Source organism: Vreelandella venusta (assembly GCF_007989605.1).
Lineage (GTDB): Bacteria > Pseudomonadota > Gammaproteobacteria > Pseudomonadales > Halomonadaceae > Vreelandella > Vreelandella venusta.
This window is the reverse complement of the sequence record NZ_BJUL01000005.1, coordinates 249,526-269,039: the sequence shown is the minus strand read 5'-3', so window position 1 is coordinate 269,039 and position 19,514 is coordinate 249,526. Positions and strand designations below refer to the sequence as shown.

Annotated in this window: 21 protein-coding genes; 2 read left to right on the top strand and 19 right to left on the bottom strand. The window is 53.1% G+C overall.

Annotated elements, in window-relative coordinates:
- The first annotated feature begins 424 nt into the window (after window positions 1-424).
- Window positions 425-2,089 (top strand): electron transfer flavoprotein-ubiquinone oxidoreductase, encoded by a 1,665-nt coding sequence (locus HVE01_RS07975; protein ID WP_125748949.1) that lies wholly within the window; start codon window positions 425-427, stop codon window positions 2,087-2,089.
- Between the two features lie 39 nt (window positions 2,090-2,128).
- On the opposite strand, the gene HVE01_RS07970 is transcribed toward HVE01_RS07975, so the two are convergent.
- The 15 genes from HVE01_RS07970 to HVE01_RS07900 form a co-directional block, all read right to left on the bottom strand.
- Entirely contained in the window at window positions 2,129-4,336 is a 2,208-nt protein-coding gene (locus HVE01_RS07970) for an ATP-dependent helicase (protein ID WP_146943387.1), read from the bottom strand.
- A complete protein-coding gene (locus HVE01_RS07965) occupies window positions 4,333-4,899 on the bottom strand; it encodes a DUF1285 domain-containing protein (RefSeq protein WP_146943385.1) in 567 nt (188 codons plus the stop codon). Before HVE01_RS07965 ends, HVE01_RS07970 begins: the two co-directional genes overlap by 4 nt.
- 30 nt (window positions 4,900-4,929) lie before the next feature.
- Window positions 4,930-5,763, bottom strand: a complete 834-nt coding sequence (locus HVE01_RS07960; protein WP_146943383.1) for a TatD family hydrolase — start codon at window positions 5,761-5,763, stop codon at window positions 4,930-4,932.
- A gap of 76 nt (window positions 5,764-5,839) precedes the next feature.
- Entirely contained in the window at window positions 5,840-6,175 is a 336-nt protein-coding gene (locus HVE01_RS07955) for a PilZ domain-containing protein (protein ID WP_146943381.1), read from the bottom strand.
- Between the two features lie 36 nt (window positions 6,176-6,211).
- The gene (locus tag HVE01_RS07950) at window positions 6,212-7,195 is read right to left on the bottom strand and encodes a DNA polymerase III subunit delta' (RefSeq protein ID WP_146943379.1); all 984 of its coding nucleotides are present in this window, start codon (window positions 7,193-7,195) and stop codon (window positions 6,212-6,214) included.
- Window positions 7,186-7,839 (bottom strand): dTMP kinase, encoded by a 654-nt coding sequence (tmk, locus tag HVE01_RS07945; protein ID WP_146943377.1) that lies wholly within the window; start codon window positions 7,837-7,839, stop codon window positions 7,186-7,188. Before tmk ends, HVE01_RS07950 begins: the two co-directional genes overlap by 10 nt.
- 63 nt (window positions 7,840-7,902) lie before the next feature.
- Window positions 7,903-8,910, bottom strand: a complete 1,008-nt coding sequence (gene mltG, locus HVE01_RS07940; protein ID WP_146943375.1) for an endolytic transglycosylase MltG — start codon at window positions 8,908-8,910, stop codon at window positions 7,903-7,905.
- 30 nt (window positions 8,911-8,940) lie between these two features.
- Complete coding sequence (pabC, locus tag HVE01_RS07935; protein WP_146943373.1) at window positions 8,941-9,747, bottom strand: aminodeoxychorismate lyase; 807 nt, start codon at window positions 9,745-9,747, stop codon at window positions 8,941-8,943.
- 6 nt (window positions 9,748-9,753) lie between these two features.
- Entirely contained in the window at window positions 9,754-10,992 is a 1,239-nt protein-coding gene (gene fabF, locus HVE01_RS07930) for a beta-ketoacyl-ACP synthase II (protein ID WP_125748972.1), read from the bottom strand.
- Window positions 10,993-11,185: 193 nt separating this feature from the next.
- Window positions 11,186-11,419 (bottom strand): acyl carrier protein, encoded by a 234-nt coding sequence (gene acpP, locus HVE01_RS07925; RefSeq protein WP_008956801.1) that lies wholly within the window; start codon window positions 11,417-11,419, stop codon window positions 11,186-11,188.
- Window positions 11,420-11,543: 124 nt separating this feature from the next.
- Window positions 11,544-12,287, bottom strand: a complete 744-nt coding sequence (gene fabG / locus HVE01_RS07920) for a 3-oxoacyl-ACP reductase FabG (protein WP_038485281.1) — start codon at window positions 12,285-12,287, stop codon at window positions 11,544-11,546.
- Between the two features lie 66 nt (window positions 12,288-12,353).
- Window positions 12,354-13,313, bottom strand: a complete 960-nt coding sequence (fabD, locus tag HVE01_RS07915; protein ID WP_125748975.1) for an ACP S-malonyltransferase — start codon at window positions 13,311-13,313, stop codon at window positions 12,354-12,356.
- Between the two features lie 149 nt (window positions 13,314-13,462).
- A complete protein-coding gene (gene plsX, locus HVE01_RS07910) occupies window positions 13,463-14,482 on the bottom strand; it encodes a phosphate acyltransferase PlsX (protein ID WP_146943371.1) in 1,020 nt (339 codons plus the stop codon).
- Window positions 14,483-14,524: 42 nt separating this feature from the next.
- A complete protein-coding gene (gene rpmF, locus HVE01_RS07905) occupies window positions 14,525-14,695 on the bottom strand; it encodes a 50S ribosomal protein L32 (protein WP_009099300.1) in 171 nt (56 codons plus the stop codon).
- A gap of 36 nt (window positions 14,696-14,731) precedes the next feature.
- The gene (locus HVE01_RS07900; RefSeq protein ID WP_146943369.1) at window positions 14,732-15,280 is read right to left on the bottom strand and encodes a YceD family protein; all 549 of its coding nucleotides are present in this window, start codon (window positions 15,278-15,280) and stop codon (window positions 14,732-14,734) included.
- A gap of 163 nt (window positions 15,281-15,443) precedes the next feature.
- Here HVE01_RS07900 and HVE01_RS07895 point away from each other — a divergent pair, with 163 nt between their 5' ends.
- The gene (locus HVE01_RS07895) at window positions 15,444-16,046 is read left to right on the top strand and encodes a Maf family protein (RefSeq protein WP_146943367.1); all 603 of its coding nucleotides are present in this window, start codon (window positions 15,444-15,446) and stop codon (window positions 16,044-16,046) included.
- Between the two features lie 3 nt (window positions 16,047-16,049).
- Here the strand turns inward: HVE01_RS07895 and sppA are convergent, their stop codons facing one another.
- From sppA to HVE01_RS19820, 4 genes are all read right to left on the bottom strand, one after another.
- Window positions 16,050-17,177, bottom strand: coding sequence for a signal peptide peptidase SppA (gene sppA / locus HVE01_RS07890; protein WP_146943365.1), 1,128 nt, complete (start codon window positions 17,175-17,177; stop codon window positions 16,050-16,052).
- 89 nt (window positions 17,178-17,266) lie between these two features.
- Window positions 17,267-17,917 (bottom strand): HAD family hydrolase, encoded by a 651-nt coding sequence (locus HVE01_RS07885; protein WP_146943363.1) that lies wholly within the window; start codon window positions 17,915-17,917, stop codon window positions 17,267-17,269.
- A gap of 6 nt (window positions 17,918-17,923) precedes the next feature.
- Entirely contained in the window at window positions 17,924-18,865 is a 942-nt protein-coding gene (locus HVE01_RS07880; protein WP_146943361.1) for an RluA family pseudouridine synthase, read from the bottom strand.
- A 101-nt stretch (window positions 18,866-18,966) separates the two neighbouring features.
- Window positions 18,967-19,107, bottom strand: coding sequence for a hypothetical protein (locus HVE01_RS19820; protein ID WP_164517093.1), 141 nt, complete (start codon window positions 19,105-19,107; stop codon window positions 18,967-18,969).
- Window positions 19,108-19,514: the final 407 nt, after the last annotated feature.

Below are 19,514 nucleotides of genomic sequence, written 5' to 3'. Positions count from 1 at the left end.
AGATTCCTCGCTTGGCTTGTGATGGAAGCCGTTAGCTTGTCTCAGCATCGTACCAACTGATGCCTCTAAAAATAGCGGCGACGTGTATTTAAATACGCCACCTTAAAAAATTCATGCAAGCGTTTGATAGGTCTGTAAATGAAAAACCCTATCAATTTGCCACAACCTAGTGACTAGCGACAACACTGATTAACTACGGCCTTGGTCGTAGCAGCGATGTAAACTTCATGGATAAATGGTGCTTTTGCCATCGTAGGGGTGACCTTACAGGGGTATTATGCCTATCATGGAGCATAACCAGAAGCAAACGACCGTTTAAAATTAAGGCCATCTTTTTATAAGTTAGTTCTCATAACGCTCATTTTACGTTTGGACAGGCTAGCTTTGGTAAATAATGGTTCTTATGAGAATAAGGAGAAGCCGGGTGGAAAATGTTGAACGCGATGTCATGGACTTCGATGTAGTCATTGTCGGGGCTGGCCCCTCTGGTCTAGCTTCCGCTTGCCGCCTGATGCAACAGGCAAATCAAGCGGAACAAGAGTTGACGGTTTGTGTCGTCGAAAAAGGCTCCGAAGTCGGCGCCCATATTCTTTCTGGTGCTGTCTTTGAGCCCCGCGCACTGGCAGAGCTATTTCCTGATTGGGAAGAGCGCGGCGCACCGCTCAACACACCTGCCGTTCGTGACGATGTTTATCTATTAAAAGATGCTCAAAAAGCGCAAAAAATCCCTAATGCGCTAGTGCCCAAAAGCATGCATAACACTGGCGGCGAGCTTACCCGCTATGTGATTAGCGCAGGCAACCTATGCCGCTGGTTGGCAGAGCAAGCCGAGTCTCTTGGGGTGGAAATATTCCCTGGCTTTGCTGCCCAGGACGTGATTATCGAAGATGATGCAGTACGTGGCATCCTCATTGGTGATATGGGTGTTAGCGCAGATGGCACGCCCAAAGATGGCCATATGCCAGGCATGGAGTTGCGCGCGAAATACACGCTATTTGCTGAAGGCGCTCGCGGCCACTTGGGTAAACGGTTAATCAAAGAGTTCTCACTAGATGCTGGTCGTGACCCGCAGCACTATGGAATTGGCTTGAAAGAACTGTGGGATGTTCCCGCCGACAAACATGAACCCGGTCTTGTGCTCCACGGCTCGGGCTGGCCGCTTGAAAAAGACACTCACGGCGGCTGGTTCCTTTATCACGCAGAAAATCAGCAGGTCGTCGTGGGCCTCATTATGGATCTTGGTTATAAGAACCCCTGGCTGTCACCTTTTGATGAATTCCAGCGCATGAAGCATCACCCGGTGCTTAGCCAATATTTAGAAGGCGGCAAACGGGTTGCCTATGGTGCGCGCGCCATTACCAAAGGCGGTTTTAATTGCCTACCGAAAATGACGTTCCCGGGTGGTCTGTTGATTGGCTGCGATGCAGGCACGCTGAATTTTGCCAAAATAAAGGGCCTGCACACAGCGATGAAATCCGGCATGGTCGCTGCAGAAAGTGTCTTTGAAGCCATCAAAGGGGGTGATGAAGGTGCTCAGGAGCTAAGTAGCTTCACTGAGAAATGGCAAGCCAGCTGGGCCTATGAAGAGCTGAAAGAGAGCGCAAGCTTTGGCCCTGCTATCCATAAATATGGCACGGTAGGTGGCGGTGCTTACAATTTCGCCAATCAACTACTGGGCAATAAGCTACCCAATGTTCATGACACTACCACCGACTACGGCGCACTGAAGCCTGCTGCTGAGTTCGAAAAAATCACTTATCCGAAGCCCGATGGCAAGTTGTCGTTTGATAAATCGACCTCAGTGTTCTTGTCTAACACTAACCACGAAGAAGACCAGCCCTGCCATCTGCGCTTAGCAGACCCTGAGCTGCCGATTCGTGACAACCTGCCAACCTATGCAGAACCGGCTCAACGCTACTGCCCTGCAGGGGTTTATGAAGTGGTGGAAGATGATCAAGGCAAGCCACGCTTCCAGATCAACTTCCAGAACTGTGTCCACTGCAAAACCTGCGATATTAAAGACCCTGCCCAAAATATTACCTGGGTAGCACCAGAAGGCGGCGGCGGGCCTAACTACCCCAATATGTAATCATCCATAGGTACTAGCAGGATCATACGACGCAGCCAGTTACGCTGGCTGCGCCGGTGGCTCTAGGCACTCAATCGGCGCGCGTCGAGCAATAAGACGACGCCGACCGGCCTGTGCAAAGCGCACATCGATGACAGGATCGGAGGGGTTACCTTCTACCGAGGCCACCTCACCTTCCCCAAACACGGCATGTATTAAGCGCTGCCCAGGGTAGAAGTGTGCATCAGCCCGATAACCTGCCGCTGCCTCATTGACTTGCGGCGCTGCCAGCTCAATATTCGTTCGCCCTAACCGCTCAAGATAGCGCTTCACCAAACTTGGCGATGTTACCTGCACAGCCGTGGCAGGCGCCTCTTGACGCGACAAACATGACGCCACCCGCAAACTATCCTGCCAAGCGCTTTCCGCAATAAAGCGACTAGGCCGGTGAACACCACCATCGTGCAACACCAGCAGTTGCTCTTGAGCCCGCGTAATCGCTACGTAAAACAGCCGTCGCTCTTCTTCTAGCCTCTCGTCATTGAGCGGATTGTCGCGACTGTAGTGCGGAAAGTCCTCTTCATTCACTCCAGCAACGGCGACCAACGGCCACTCTAGACCTTTCGCTCCGTGTACCGTGCTAATCAGAACACCGCCAGCTTGGTTCTCTACTGGGCGCTCGAGCAGTTCAATAAACGCATCTGGATCTTTCACGCTATCGGCCTGTTCGATAAGCACATCCAATAGACGAACGTCCTCCTCGCCCTTGTCGCGTCTTGCCGCTGCCCGCTTTAAGGTTTTTTCAGCTTCAATCGTTTCCACCACATGACTCAGCAGCTTTGCAGGCGGCCAATCACTTAATTTAGGCAGCTCACATAGCAGCGCCCAGCGTTTTTTGAGCGTGCGGCGCTGCAGCGGCTTTAAAGAGGTTAGTACCGGCTCGTGGCGCTCAGGCCAGAGCTGGGTGCTGGCCAGCTGATAGGCAAGCTGCTGAAGCCGCTCACGGGCAACAAAAGGCGTTGGCTGAGAGAGCAAAAGCAAGAGTTGCTCGGGGTCGTGCAGCAGCTCTGGCTGGCGAGACAGTTTCAAATAGCCAGCTAAGGCTTGCACGAGAGGGAGTCTGAAAACGAAACGATCTTCTCGTTGAAGACGAAATGGAATACCCGCCTGTAGTAACGCCAACTGAAAAGGCACCGACAGCGCCCAACTACGCACCAGCAGACTCACATCGCTCAACGCGCGCCCCTGCGCTTGCCAGTCGACTAAGGCATCGAGCAGCAGTCGACTGCCCTGGCCAACGGATATATGGGTTTCAGGGTTATTAGCATCCGCCAAACAGAGCTGGTCTGGTCGGCGTTGATTAGCCATGATGGCATGGTTTGCGGTTAGCGCCAGCGCGTGGCCATGACGAAACGTGATCGAGAGCGGGTAGTCTGTGGCGCTGCCAAACGTGGCAGTAAAGTTCTCCAGCATGGTGTCCGGACGTGCGCCCCGCCATTCGTAGATGCACTGATTTGCATCACCTACCGCCATTACACTGGCGCTGGAACCCGCCAATACCGCCAGCAACCGCTGCTGGGCAGTATTAATATCCTGGTATTCATCAATGATCACATGGTCAAGAAAACCTTCCACACGACTGCGCAAGGTCTGTTCAGCTTCTAACACTTGCAGGGGCCGATAAAGCAAATCAGCGTAGGTCATGACGCCTTCAACGTGCAGCAGCCGTTCAGCTTCATCAAATGCGCTAGGAAAGTAGTCAGTATCCGGCTCGTAATTAAGACGCTTATAAAGCACATCAGCCGATAGCATTTCGGCTTTTACCAGCCCACAAAAGTGAGCAAGCGCTTCTAATCGGTCACCTTCGATAGCCGCATCGCGACGCTCAACGGCATCGTGAAGCACATTCAAACTCGCCTGGCGTAAAAGGCGCTCTAGCTGCCAATCAGCAGACAGCAGGCGTCTCGGCGCAAGCGCCCCCCAGCGACATAGGCTCTGCGTCAACCGATGACCAAGTGAGTGAAAGGTCCGCACATCTGGCAACGCTTGCCCCTGAGGTGCCATGCTGATCAGGCGGCGTTGAAAGTCGTCTCGCGCTGAGCGGTTAAACATCAGCACCAGCATACGCTTCGGCGACACACCCGACGCCAGCAGGTGGAGCACTCTTGCCGCCATAGTGGTGGTCTTGCCCGCTCCTGCGACAGCCGCTACGCGGGCATGCCCCTCGCGATGATGGACAACGGCTTGCTGTTCAGCGGTTAACTTCACGTCACCTCGCCTGGCATCGCATCATTGGCATTAAACTGACCTAAGACATGCCAAGACCCTGCGCTATACAGTCGGCACTGGCATTCACCGTCGTCTGCTTCGCTCAGCGTGGCCTGCTCTACCAACCGATAATACACATTACGATGCAAGCGAGCCGCCAGCCCAAAACGCATGGCACACTCAGGGGCAAAGACACCCTCAGGCGTTTTGGAGAGACTAAGCGGATGCTCTGCATCCACACGCACAACGTCATTGAACTGGGTCGTCAGCCACCAAGCATCATCGTAAAAATCTGCTTCAACCGCCACAAACGGACAGTCAACCACGGTGACACGCCAACGCTCAACAGGCGTTACCAGACAATAGCCATCGGCATCGCGGCGTAAGAGACTCGCTAACAACCGTGGTATGGCAAGGCGCTCAAACGGCTTTCCTTCATGCAGCCACGTGCCATCAGCCTGAATAACGATATCGATATCGCCGCTTAGGGCTGGCTGCCACTGATCAACGGGGGGAATCGCCGCCGCGCCGTCAAATTGCTGCATAAGCCGATCAATATTCATCGCTTACCTCCCAGGCTGTGCTTGCAGCACTTATACCACTAAACCAGACTGCGCCAACGCTTGCTTTACGTTATCAGGTGCATCGGGCACGGCAGCGCGGAACAGATGATAAAAATTGGCAGTGGTTTGCATCGCCACTTCATCAACGCTGATTCCTCGCTCTTTAGCGATACACTCTGCCACCTCAACTACCCAAGCGGGTTCGTTGGGTTTGCCACGATAAGGAACAGGCGCCAAATAAGGGCTATCGGTTTCAATTAGCAGCCGATCAAGCGGCAGTTTTCTGGCCAGCTCCCTAAGCGATCCCGCATTACGGAAGGTAATAATACCCGATAGCGAGATATAGAACCCAAGCCGCACCGCTTCACGCGCCATATCTAAATCTTCAGTGAAGCAGTGCAATACGCCACCTACCTCTGGATTAGTGTGCTCACGCAGCAATGCTAAGGTGTCTTCTTTCGCTTCACGGGTATGAATAATTACCGGCAGCTCTAGCTCATTGGCCGCAATTAAATGGCGCTTAAATCGCTCGCTCTGAACCTCTACGGGCACGCTGTCCTGATAGTGATAATCCAGCCCTGTTTCACCGATGGCGACGGCACCGTACTGCTCAGCAGCATCAACAATATCGCTGACGCTTGGCTCTTTCGGAGCCTGATGAAGTGGATGCAGTCCCGCCGAAATAACCACGTCGTGGTGCTCACGAGCGATTGCCGCCAATCCCGGCATCTCCTCAAGCGTCACCGCAACAGCTAAGAACTGGCTCACATTAGCAGCACGAGCAGCCGCCAGCGTTGCGGCAATATCACCGTCGTGGGTTAGCTCAGATAAACGGTCTAAATGGCAGTGGGAATCAACAAACATGCAACTCTCTTAAATTCTCGTCAACAGGTGAAGGGCAGGCTTTGTACAGTGTTATTGCGGTGCTAACTCGCGGCTATCAAAGCGTAAAGGACGGAGGTGCTTTATCTAACTGGCCGGCCAACAACGTTTCAATGCGATCACGTGCGGAGTAGTCCTGCTGGCTAAAATGCACCCCAATACCGGGCATTCGCTGTCCACTCACGCCCTCAGGAGAAACCCACACAACATGGCCGGAGATAGCAAGAGGTTCACTCTCTCCCGGTAGGGTCAGCAATAGATAAACCTGCTGCCCAAGCCGATAGAGCGTTTTAGTCGGAACAAAAATACCGCCTCTATCTAGAAAAGGCATATACGCGGAAAGCAACGTCGGCATATCAGGGATTGTCAAAGAAAGTGCTTTTTGAACCGTCATAATAGCCTCGTTGGCAATCCCTGTTTAGCAACCATCCTAGGAGCGTAACAGCGCCGACCAGCGCACCAGCCACGCTTCAAGCACTAGCTGAGGGTTAGGATTAGCACCGACTGCGAATAAACGGCGCTGCTCTCGAGCATAATCCAGTAACCGGAACCAATCCTGCACCCGACCATTTTTCATCGCTTGACGGTATAACGGCTCTAAATCGGGGTTATGCAGCACCGAGGTTTCGCCAGACAAACCCAGCCGGATCAAGTCTTCAAGCCAAGCAATACCGTACCACAAGATGCCATCAATGGCCTGACGATCAAGCCTAGCAGCTTCTGAAACAGGCTCAGCACCGCGCACCAACTGTTCGAAGCTGTCATGAATTTGATGGCGAAGAGCGCGTTCCTGCGGCGTTGCTAACTCCACAGCAAGCAGCGGCAAGCCACCCGACACTCGCCACCAAAAGTACGCTTCGTCGCTGCCAAGTTTTTCAGTCAGCCAGCCCTGGCAATTATTAAAGGACACGCTGGCTAATGGCCATTGCTGACAGCGGGAGCGAATCGTCGGCAGCGTGCGCGAAGGGACATCTGATAGCAAAATAAATAGCGTTTTATCACCAGGCTCTTCAAGACTTTTGAGCAGTGCGTTTGCCGCCGCAATATTCATTGCTTCCGCGGGAGAGATCACGATCACTCGATAACCGCCCTGCTGCGCGGTTTGCGAAACAAAGCGATTTACATCACGTATGGGGTCAATGCGAATCTGACGCTTACCCTCTTCTGGAGAAATGCGCATCAAGTCGGGGTGATAGCCTGAAGCCAGCATGGCACAGCTATGACAGTGACCACAGGCTAGCTCGCCAGGCTGGGCGCATAACGTCCGAGCAACCAACGCTTCCGCCAACTGCTGCTTGCCAACGCCGTGGGCACCACTGATCAGCAGGGCGTGCGGTAAACGCCCTTCATTGGCGAGACGAACCAACTGCTGCCACGTCGACTGATGCCAAGGCAGCACTCCCGTTATTGCCATATAGCTATTCGCTCTTCTAGCGCTTGAGCTAGAGACGCCTGGACTTGATCAAGCGCTTGCCCCGCATCAACAATGGCAAAACGCTGGGGGGCGGCAGCGGCACGCTCTAAGTAAGCCCGCCGCACTGCTTCGAAAAAGGTTACTTGCTCTTGTTCAAAGCGATCACGCTGCGTTTGCTGGTCTCTTAAACGCCCTTCAAGACGCTCTTTCGCAGCCTCAGGTGACATATCTAGTAACAGGGTTAGATCTGGGGAGAGACCTTTTTGCACGAACTGTTCCAGTTGCGCAATCCGATCTGTTTCAATACCGCGGCCACCACCTTGGTAAGCAAAGGTTGCGTCGGTAAAACGATCACAGATCACCCAAGCACCGCGTTCAAGGGCTGGCACTATTTTTTGCGCTAAATGCTGGGCTCGCGCGGCAAACATTAATAGCAATTCGGCATCGCTGTGCAAGTGCTCATCGAAAGAGGGATCAAGCAGCAATCCTCGAATCGCTTCAGCGCGTGGCGTCCCCCCGGGCTCACGGGTTCGCACAACCTCTATCCCGCGCTCTTGTAGCCATGCCTCTACAAACGCCACGTTAGTAGATTTTCCGACTCCCTCACCACCTTCAAGGGTGATGAAGCGTCCGCGCTTGCTCATTGAAGCCCCTTACTCAGTAAATTCGAAAAAAACACATCGCAGTTAAACAATGACTCAACCTAATTAGCGATTACGAATATAGCGATTAACCGCATTATTGTGCTCACGTAACGTACGTGAAAAATGGTGGGTACCATCACCGCGCGAGACGAAGTAAAGCGTTTCTCCGGGCAGTGGACTCACAGCCGCCTCAAGGGAGGCACGCCCGGGTAAGGCAATCGGCGTTGGTGGCATACCGTCAATCACATAAGTGTTATAGGGAGTCGCCTCACGTAAATCCGCACGCGTAATTCTGCCTTCATAGCGCTCGCCCATGCCATAAATGACGGTGGGATCTGTCTGCAAGCGCATCCCCTTCTCCATACGACGTTTAAAGACGCCTGCAATCTCCCGACGCTCTTCCGGCGCACCTGTTTCACGCTCAATGAGCGATGCCATGATAAGCGCTTCATAAGGTGTCTCGATGGTCAGGTCATCATCACGCTCGTCCCAGACCTCTTCTAGAATCTGCTCCATGCGGGAAAGCGCCTGACGTAGAATATCAACGTCACTCATGCCCAGGTGATAGCGGTAGGTATCAGGGAAAAACCAGCCCTCAGGAAAAGTCCCCTCTCGATCCAACAATGACATAATCTCGTCGTCACTTAACGCTGCCGTCCGATTCTCAAGTTTTGGCGCACTGTCCAACAGCTCGCGCATCTGGCGGAACGTCCATCCTTCGGGAATCGTTAACGGATAAGTGACAACGTTATTGCTGCCCAATAGGGCAATTAGTTCAAGGCCACTCATGCCTGGGGTTAACTGATACTCGCCCACCCGTAAGCGTGGTACGCGCTCAGGCTCAACACGCGCCAATAGTTGAAATGCCCAAGCATCTTTAATAAAGCCCTGGCTTTCCAGCTCTCGAACGACCTGATTGAACCCAGCCCCTGCAGGAACCTGATAAAGCGCAGGCTCCTCGAGTGTGACCGGTGCCGATAGGCGCTGCTGCCAGTAAACATAGCCGCCCGCAACGGCTGCTAATCCAACCACGACCACGACACCTGCAGCAGCTAAAAACCGTTTCACCATGACACCTCAATAATGTTGATAAAATTCTGCCTAACGGGATGTCGGCGAATAGCCAAGCAAGCCATGGCCTATTGCTTGCAGCTTATCTTGACCTCGCGGCGGCCAGGACTGCAGGACTTCACCTGCTTCGCTTAACAGCTTATTCACTGGCCACACACCTTGTACCGAGTTAGCTACCCAAAGACGCTCAACCTCATGGATAGCGTTCAACGCAATAGGAGCTTCCTGCACGACGCCATAATCCAATAATGCGGCTCGCAGCGTACCCGCCACGCCGCACTGCGACAATAGAGGTGTGAAGAGCACCCCCGCTTGCTGCCAAAAGACATTCATACTGGTGGCCTCCACCAGCCAACCATCAGTATCGCCAAGCAACCCCTCAGCGATGGCCGGGTCACTCCACTCCTGGCGCGCGAGTACATTTTCCAAGCGATTCAGGTGTTTAATGCCTGCTAAAAGCGGCTGATGCCCCAAACGCAACTGACAAATCCGTACGTTAACTCCCTCATGCCAACGGTCGCTATTTACCACAAAAGGTGTTCGACGGCTAAGCAAACGAGGCTGAGGGGTATCCGGCGTCGCGTAACCCCTCCCACCACTTCCTCGGGTTAGGATTAGTTTGAGTATTTCAAGCTCGGCGTTAGACGGAGATTGCCAAGTGGCGACCAACTGCTCCATGGAGGGCAACGGAATATTTAAACGCTGACAGCCCAGCCGTAAACGCGCGTAATGATACTCCCACAATACAGGGGCACCAGCGCGCAGCAGCACTGTTTCAAATACTCCGTCACCATACGCAAGCCCTCGGTCGTCAAACGGCACCTGGGGCATTGGCATCGCGTATTATACCTTTTTAAACAGCAGTGAGCCGTTGGTACCACCGAACCCAAACGAGTTTGAGAGCGCTATTTCAATCGACATCTTCCGCGCAGTGTGTGGCACATAATCAAGATTACAGCCTTCCTGAGGGTTATCCAGGTTAATGGTCGGCGGCGCAATCTGGTCGCGAATAGCCAGGATACTGAACACCGCCTCAACGGCTCCTGCAGCACCTAATAGGTGGCCAATCATTGATTTGGTAGAGCTCACAGCCACTTGCTGAGCTGCGCTACCAAGCACTTTTTCAATCGCCCGGCTTTCGGCTAAGTCACCCGCTGCGGTAGACGTGCCATGCGCATTAATATAATGCACATCCGCTGGGTCAATACGCGCATCTTTAATGGCATTGCTCATGGAAAGTGCAGCGCCACGCCCATCTTCCGGCGGCGCCGTCATATGATAGGCATCATCACTCATACCAAAGCCGGCAAGCTCTGCGTAGATATTGGCACCACGCGCTTTCGCATGCTCGTACTCTTCCAAGACAAGCACACCCGCACCGTCTGACAACACAAAGCCATCACGATCAGCATCCCACGGGCGACTCGCCGCCTGAGGGTCTTCATTACGAGTAGAGAGCGCTCGCGCGGCCGAAAACCCGCCCAACCCTAATGGGGTAGTAGCCATTTCCGCACCGCCACAGATCATCACATCGGCATCGCCGTATGCAATCGTGCGAGCACTGTAGCCAATATTATGGGTACCCGTTGTGCACGCTGTGGTGATCGCGATATTCGGGCCTTTGAAGCCATGCTGAATCGCCATGTTGCCAGAAATCATATTAATGATTGAACCTGGCACAAAAAACGGCGAGACGCGGCGTGCGCCCCCTTTATTCAGCGCATTATGGTTATGTTCAATCATCGGCAAACCACCAATGCCTGAACCAATAGCCACCCCAATGCGTTCAGCATTCTCTTCGCTACATTCAAGCCCCGAATCCTGAATGGCTTGGGCTCCCGCCGCCATACCGTACTGGATAAACAAATCCATCTTGCGTGCGTCTTTAGGATTTAAATAAGGGCTAATATCAAAATTTTTAACCGATCCTCCAAAACGCGTGTTGAAGCCACTTGTGTCAAAGTGCTCAATCGGTGCTATGCCACTTTTGCCGGCGACAATATTTGCCCACGACTCATCAACACTGTTACCCACTGGGGTCACCAGGCCTAACCCAGTTACCACTACCCTTCTTCGCGCCATTAGCTTTCCTCCAGGCATCCATGGTGACACGACCCATCTGGGTCATTTGCTGCAGAGATTTGGTGACTAGTATAACGGAGATTGAACGTTATATTCATTGTGACAACAAAGCAAAAAAGCCGCCCTTACTCAGGACGGCTTTTTATACGGGTGGGTAAGCACCCCACCCTGGCTCACTGCTTCGACTCAACCCTTACTGATGGGCGTTTACGTAGTCGATAGCTTCTTGAACCGTGGTGATTTTTTCAGCTTCTTCGTCAGGAATTTCAGTATCAAATTCCTCTTCAAGCGCCATCACCAACTCAACGGTGTCAAGAGAATCAGCACCCAGGTCTTCAGTAAAAGAAGAGCTGTTCTGGATATCTTCTTCTTTAACGTTCAGGCGCTCTGCCACAACTTTCTTAACGCGCTCTTCAATAGTACTCATCAACGTACTCCAGTCGTTCACATTAGCCGTTTTTGATAACCAGCCATTTGGAAACCGCAAGCCAAAAGCTGCGGGGTAGTTTATAGACGCCCTTAAGCTGACGCAACCGCCAAGCTCAAGGCCATCAACGCATATTCATGCCGCCGTTCACGTGTAGCGTTTCGCCAGTGATATAACCTGCAGCATCACTTGTCAAAAATCCAACGGCAGCGGCAATTTCCTCAGGCCCGCCTAAACGCGAAAGAGGAATTTGCTTAAGCAGCATTTCATGCTGCGCTTCAGGCAACGCTTCCGTCATATCCGTTGCAATAAACCCAGGCGCAACCGCATTAACCGTAATAGCACGGGAAGCAACTTCACGCGCCAAAGCACGACTAAAGCCTTCCATGCCTGCTTTAGCGGCGGCGTAGTTAGTTTGGCCTAGGTTACCCATCGTCGCCACTACAGAGCTTATCGACACGATACGCCCAAAGCGCGCCTTTGTCATACCGCGCAGACACGCCTTGCTAACGCGATAAACAGATTTGAGATTGGTATCCATCACGGAGTCCCACTCATCTTCTTTCATACGCATTAACAAATTATCGCGGGTGATGCCGGCATTATTGACCAAAATCGTGGGCGCACCAAAACGTTCGCCAATTGTTTTGAGCACCTGATCAATACTCTGCTGATCAGTAACATTAAGGCACATACCTGCACCCTCAATGCCATGCTCTTTTAGGTCAGCATCAATTTTTTCAGCGCCTGATTCGCTAGTGGCAGTTCCCACTACAATGCGCCCTTGGCGCCCAAGCTCATGAGCAATGGCTCGCCCAATACCTCGGCTAGCACCAGTGACTAGTGCAACTCTTCGTTCTTGAGTCATAACGTTCTTCCTTCAACCTAACTAAGCAAGGGTAGCGGAAAATAGCGACTTAACACGCACCATTTTTCACGCACCACCCGCCGACGCCTCACGGGCTAACTCAAGGGCCGCATCCAAGCTATCAGGATCATTTACCGCCAACCCTTTGGCACTGCGCACAATGCGCTTATTCAATCCGGTAAGCACTTTACCAGGCCCACATTCAATGAACACATTAGCACCCTGCTCGACCATCGCTTCAACGCAAGATGACCAACGAACGGGCTGATAAAGCTGTTCGATGAGGCGCGTACGCAATGTCTCAATATCAGCATGGGCTTGCGCATCAACGTTTTGAACAACCGCATAACGAGGAGCACGCAGCTCAATTTTCTGCATCGCTTCGGAAAGCCGTTCAGCAGCTGGCCGCATCAAGGCACAATGGGAAGGCACTGACACCGGTAGCGGAAGCGCTCGCTTGGCTCCCGCCTCCTGGCAGGCAGTGATAGCGCGCTCTACGGCGCTTTTGCTGCCCGCGATAACAACCTGTCCAGGCGAGTTGTAATTAACAGCAGATACAACTTCGCCTTCAGCCGCTTGGGCACAGGCCGCTTCAACTGCGCTGTCGGCAAGCCCAAGGATCGCCGCCATACCACCTTCTCCCGCCGGGACAGCTTCCTGCATAGCCTCACCACGCAGACGAACAAGGCGCACACCTTCAGCGAACCCCATCACTCCCGCGCAAACCATGGCACTATACTCGCCAAGACTATGCCCAGCCATGACACTTGGGCGAGGCCCTTCCAACTCTTGCCAGATACGCCAGATAGCTACACTGGAGGCAAGTAGTGCCGGCTGAGTGCATGCCGTCGCATTCAACGCTTCTTCTGGACCTTCCTGGACGACTTTCCACAAATCGTAGCCCAGAGCGTCTGACGCTTCCTCAAATGTAGTTCCCACCACACTGTAGCGCTCGGCTAGCTCTCGCAGCATTCCAAGCTGCTGAGAGCCTTGCCCGGGAAAAATGAGGGCAAGGGGTTGAGACATGTCGTTCACCTTTGCTCTTGTAGGCATTTGCTCAGTTGAGCGATAAGCGTGCTATTGGCGCCGTTGCTAAAACAACTTTGGCACATTCAGCTACCACCAATAGCCCGCAAAAATATATAACGTCTTATTATCTATTGCGCTGATAGCGCTCAAGAACGCGACCAGCGTGCTGCAATTCGTACAGGCAAATCATGCTCCACTTCTTGTAATGCACGCTGAATAGCATAATAAAAACCATCCGCCTGGGTGCTGCCGTGGCTTTTCACCACAATACCCTGCAATCCCAGGAGGCTGGCTCCATTATAACGTACGGGGTCTAACTCCCGCTTAAGCCTCTTTAGTACAGGCCTGGCCAGTATACTTGCCAAACGCCCACTCAGGCGTGATTCAAACGCCATTTGCACACGCTCCACCAACATACGAGTCAACCCTTCACTGGCTTTCAACGTGACATTACCAACAAAGCCATCGCAAACCACAACATCAAGATCGCCCTGAAAAATATCCCCACCTTCAGCATAACCAAGGTAATCAAAGCTTAAGTCGCTAGCGCTCTCACGCAGCAAACGATCCGCTTCGCGCACATTAGCACTACCTTTCGTGGCTTCAGACCCTACATTCAACAAGGCAACGCGGGGCCGCCTAATGCGATCCATACACTGAGCCATGGCGGCGCCCATCATGGCAAAATCAAACAGCCTGGATGCAGGCGAGTCGACATTCGCCCCCAAATCAAGCAAATAACAGCGCCGTCCTCCACGCGCGGGGATTGCGGTACTTATTGCAGGCCTTGAGATGCCAGGCAACATACCAAGTTCACGCCGCGCTAGCGCGACTAACGCTCCGGTATTCCCCGCACTCACGCCTGCTGCCGCTTCACCTGAAGACAGGCTACGCAGCATACACGCCATGCTAGTAGCGCCTCCACGTCGCATTGCCCAGGCGGCAGTAGCCGCTTGAGAGATGCTTTCGGGAGCATCAGCTGCCACCAAACGTGACGTTGCCGCAGCCAAAGGCTGCGGCAAACGCGAAAGTTCAGCATCAATCTGCTGACGCGGACCAAACAGAGTTAATGCTAGGTCGGGGCGTTCAATAACCGCCCTTGCGGAGCCTTCGATAATGGCACGGGGGCCTTGGTCACCCCCCATTACATCAATCGCTAGGCGCACACAGCACCCACCCTGTTTTGCCGCTCATATAAGCGCTTAGGCTTAAACTTCGACCACTTTACGACCGCGGTAGAAACCGTCGGGAGAAACGTGGTGACGCAGGTGAGTAGTACCGGTTTCTTTGTCCTGAGACAGAGTCGGTGCGCTCAGCGCATCGTGGCTACGACGCATACCGCGCTTGGAACGAGTTTTACGGTTCTGTTGAACTGCCATGGGTGTTTACTCCAAGGTAATTAAGGTAAGTGATGCTTACTTTTTGCCTTTCAAAGCGCCACTGCTTTTCAAAGCACTAAGCACTGCGAAAGGGTTCTTGGCCGGAGCGGAGTCTTCCGCCGTGCCTTCGGTCTTGCTGACCAGCTGCTCCGCCGAGACATGGCATTCGGTCTCATCGTGATAGACCACCTGCGGCAAGCTAAGGATAAGCTCATCCTCTATTACCGTCAGCAAGTCCAGCTGTTCATTTTCCACCAGCACCGGTTCATGACTAGCAGGTAGCTCGGCAGCCAAAGCTTCGTCGGCAATAATTCCTAATAAGAAATCACTGGAAACGTCTTGGCTTAGCGGCACTAGACAACGGCGACAAGGCAACGCCAGGGTCGCTTGCAAATGGCCACGAATTTCACGACGACCTTGGGCATCAACGCCAAACTCAAGTACGACATGACAGTCGCCGGTTTGGTCACCTGCTTCTTCAGCTAGGCGTGGCAGCTTATTCAGCGCCACAATGCCTTCTAGTCGTTCGCGGCGGGCTACAAGCTTATAAGGCTCAACCCGGCTGGGGATTTGTGAGGTCAACATAGGCGCGCAATGATAGGCACTCGCCCCCCCGCTGTCAAAGCTGTCGGCGTAATTCTTATGAGATTATCTCGCAAAACCACATAAATAGGCAGGCTAACAAGGTTTCGTTACACTCGTTTGAACGCCAATTAATCCTCAACCAGGCCTATTAAAGGAGAACACTGTGCCTCAAACCGATAACGCGCCACTTGTCCTGGCATCAAGCTCTCGTTTCCGCCAAGCACTACTGGACAAGCTATTACTGCCCTATCAGTGCTGCTCCCCAGACATCGACGAAACGCCCTATCCTAATGAAACGCCTAACGCCTTAGTGCACCGCCTGGCGCTCAGCAAAGCCAACGCTGTTGCTGAGCATTTCCCCAATCATTGCATCATTGGCTCTGATCAAATAGCCCTGTTTGAGGGTGACATTTTAGGCAAACCTCATACGGAACAGCGCGCCCGGGAGAATCTGGCACGCTTTTCTGGCCATAAAGTGACTTTTTTGACGGGCTTAGCATTAGTTGATACCCGCCACCAACGGCATCACGTCCATACTGAGCCGTTTGAGGTGTTTTTTCGCTCACTGAGCGAGCGCGAAATAGCCCGCTACGTTGCCCTTGAGCAACCTTTAGATAGCGCTGGCAGCTTCCGCATGGAAGGGCTTGGAATTAGCTTGTTTGAAAAACTCGCAGGCCGAGACCCAAATGCACTTATTGGACTGCCACTCATCGCACTATGCGATATGCTTCGCCAAGCAGGCATGAACCCACTCGGCGAACGTTAGTATTTACTGAGCCTGAAAGCGTAAAGGAGCATGTGCGTGCTGAAGCCCCAGCACTTCAGCAGCTGTTTGCGTAAAGCGACGCGTCAAACGCTCGAAAGGGTCCAAGCTAGGCGTATAGTTCTCCCATTCAGCCTCGCCTACCTGCTCACGGGCGACTTGCTCAAGGCTGGCCAGCTCATCTATCAAACCTAGCTCCAGCGCTTGCTCACCGCTCCAGATAAGCCCTGAGAAAATTTCAGGGCTGTTGCTCAAACGATCACCACGCCCCGCCTTCACATCGCCTATAAACTGCTCATGGGTTTGAGTCAGAACGCCCTGCCAGAAATCGGCAGCCTCCTCACCCAGCGGCTGAAAAGGATCCAAAAAGGCTTTGTTTTCACCGGCAGTCATTACGCGACGCTCTACGCCAATCTGGTTGATCGCTTCTTGGAAGCCAAAGCCAGCATAGATAACACCAATAGAGCCAACCAAGCTTGCACGGGACGCCACGATGCTATCGGCAGCAGAAGCAACGTAGTAAGCACCGCTCGCACCAATATCCTCTATCACGGCAATAATGGGCTTGTCGCCCTGGTCACGCAGCCGCATAATTTCATCGTAAACACGCTGCGATTGCACAGGGCTTCCACCAGGACTATCAATGTGCAACACAACAGCTGCAGCGCTCTCTGATGACCATGCCCGATTCAACCCCTTAATGATGCGTTCAGCATTTGCTGGCGCATCACTGGCAATCACACCATGCACTTCCACCAGTGCTACGTGGCTCTCGGTGGGCAATGAAGCCGTTGGCTCAGCGAGAAACACGCGGTATAGCATTGTTGTTAACGATATCAACACAATCGCCAACAGCATCAAACGAAAGAACAACTTCCAGCGTCGTGTTCGGCGCTGTTCCGCTAACACACCGCCAACCCACCGATCCATCATTTCCAACTGGGCTAACCGTTGGCGCTCGCGTAGCGTTTCGGCATCATCACTCTCCGCCCCCGGGAGCGGTGGCTTTTTATCCTGCTGGACAACCTCCGGCCCATCGGTCCAACGATCACCGCTCTCCTGACCAGGAAAACTATCCCCCGACTGAGAGCCCCTACCATCATTACTTCCATCGCGCTGCTGCTCATCACTCATATACAATTTCCTAGTATTGCTTCGCACAACGACTACTCACAGTAACGACCGCTAACAGTAACGACTACCCACAGCGGCTGTGAGCGCCGCTAACCGTGAAGCCAATCGAACAGGCTCTCTACATCATCCGCCAGCCATAGCGGCTGGCTAGCCGCTAACCGAGCGGGGGTATGCACCCCGTAAGTAACGCCCACACGATCCATATTAATAGACCTTGCCATTTCAAGATCATACTCGGTGTCTCCGACCATCACAGCGCGCTCAACGGGCACTTTCAGCTCTTCAAGCAGTTCAAGGAGCATCTGCGGATGAGGCTTAGAGCGCGTTTCATCTGCCGTTCGGCTGGCATTAAACCAATCACCAGACGCTGTTTCGGCAAACACCCGATCTAGGCCACGACGGCTCTTCCCCGTCGCCACCGCTAGACGCTGACAAGGGCGTTCACGCAGTCGGGCGACTTGCTCTTTAACGCCTTCAAAAAAAGGCATGGGTGTCGAATCACCTTGAACGAAATGATAGGCATAGCGTTGACGCAAGCGCTCAGCCTGAACTGCATCCATACCAGGGCATAATGTTGCTATCGCTTCAGGCAGCCCCAAACCAATAATATTCTCGATAGCACTGACGTCTAACTCATCCCACTCGACATCAGAAGCTGCTGCCTGCATGCAGGCAACAATTTTCGGCACAGAGTTCATCAATGTGCCATCCCAATCAAAGATAATTAGCTCATAGCGCATATCGCTTTATCTCCGAGCGCGCTTTAACGTTTCTTCCAATGCCTCAGGCAGCGGCGCCTTTACCGTAACGGGTCGACCATTGCCAGGCTCAGGAAATGTTAAGGCACAGGCATGGAGAAATAGACGCCCCAAACCAAGGCGTTGCGTCATATGATTACTTTCGCGGGTAGCGTATTTATCGTCGCCCAGTAAGGCGTGCCCAGCATGAGCGGCATGGACACGAATTTGGTGGGTGCGGCCTGTTACAGGCTCCGCCTCTATCAGCGTGACCTTTTCAAAGGTTTCCACTACCGAAAAGTGAGTCCGTGAGACCTTGCCATTTGGGTCTACCCGCACCCGCCTTTCACCGTTACCCGCATCAAAGCGATCTAAGCGAGCACTCACATAGGTCTTCCGAGCAGGCCAGCGCCCGCTGACTAACGCTAAGTAGCGTTTGTCCATTGCATGCTTTTTCAGCGACTCATTCAGTGTGACCAGCGCATCACGAGACTTCGCCAACAGTAAGCAGCCCGATGTATCACGGTCCAATCGGTGGACAAGCTCTAAAAAAGTAAGGTCGTCGCGCACTTGTCGAAGCGCTTCAATGAGGCCAATTTTAACGCCGCTTCCGCCATGGACAGCCAATCCCGATGGCTTGTTAATCACCATCCAGTCTGGCCCTTCCATGATGACGCTACCAATTAACAAATCACGTAAGTTGTCACTCACCTCTTTAACCGCTTCTTTCGGGGCTAATCGCAGCGGCGGCACACGCACTAGATCGCCCGCTTGAAGTCGGTAATCTACTTTGACGCGTTTTTTATTAACCCTTACTTCACCTTTACGCACAATGCGGTAAATCAATGCACGAGGAGCACCTTTTAAACGCGTCATCAGAAAATTATCGATTCGCTGACCTGCTTGTTCCGGGGCGATATCCACCCACTGTACTTCCCGCCCTTCGGACATTAACGCTCACTCCTGGTGTGATCTAATAGCGACAGGCTAAAAACGGCATTCTAGCGTAGACCAATGCGCATTGCGTCAATTGCTGGTAGTTGTCTTTACTGTTATATTCCAAAACGTTCAGCGGCCAAGTGTGGCTTACCCGTAAACAGACACGTCGTAACGGGAGCACTACCACGCTTGCCAAGCGCCTGCCCGACAAACACGCAGGCCAGAGCACAGGCAAAATGGCGTAGTGTACGCATTACCCACACGCCTTACGTACTGGATATACAGTTACTCTGTCGCATGCTTTTTGACGGCAGAGACACTTTTGCTTCGCCCGCAATGGCAGGCAATTGAATTAACAAACGTCACGCCCCAAGCAGCCCATCCTGTTCGTCACAAGGTACTGCTTGACTTGGGGCGCCAAGTTCAACGCTGTGCCGATGACCGGCGTTGACGAATCGATGAATGCCAGGTGTTGGCGGTGTCAGCAGAGCCGGATGGACGTGACAGCCACCGAAACATGTTCTGCCTCCGCCACGTACTCAACGCCCTTTCGGCCGGGTCGGCATGATTGCCTTCCCGGCTTAATGCGTCAGCATAGCAATGCGCCGAGCACAAGCACGCAGCACCCAGCGATTCGTCTACGCCACGCCTAGACGGCTCG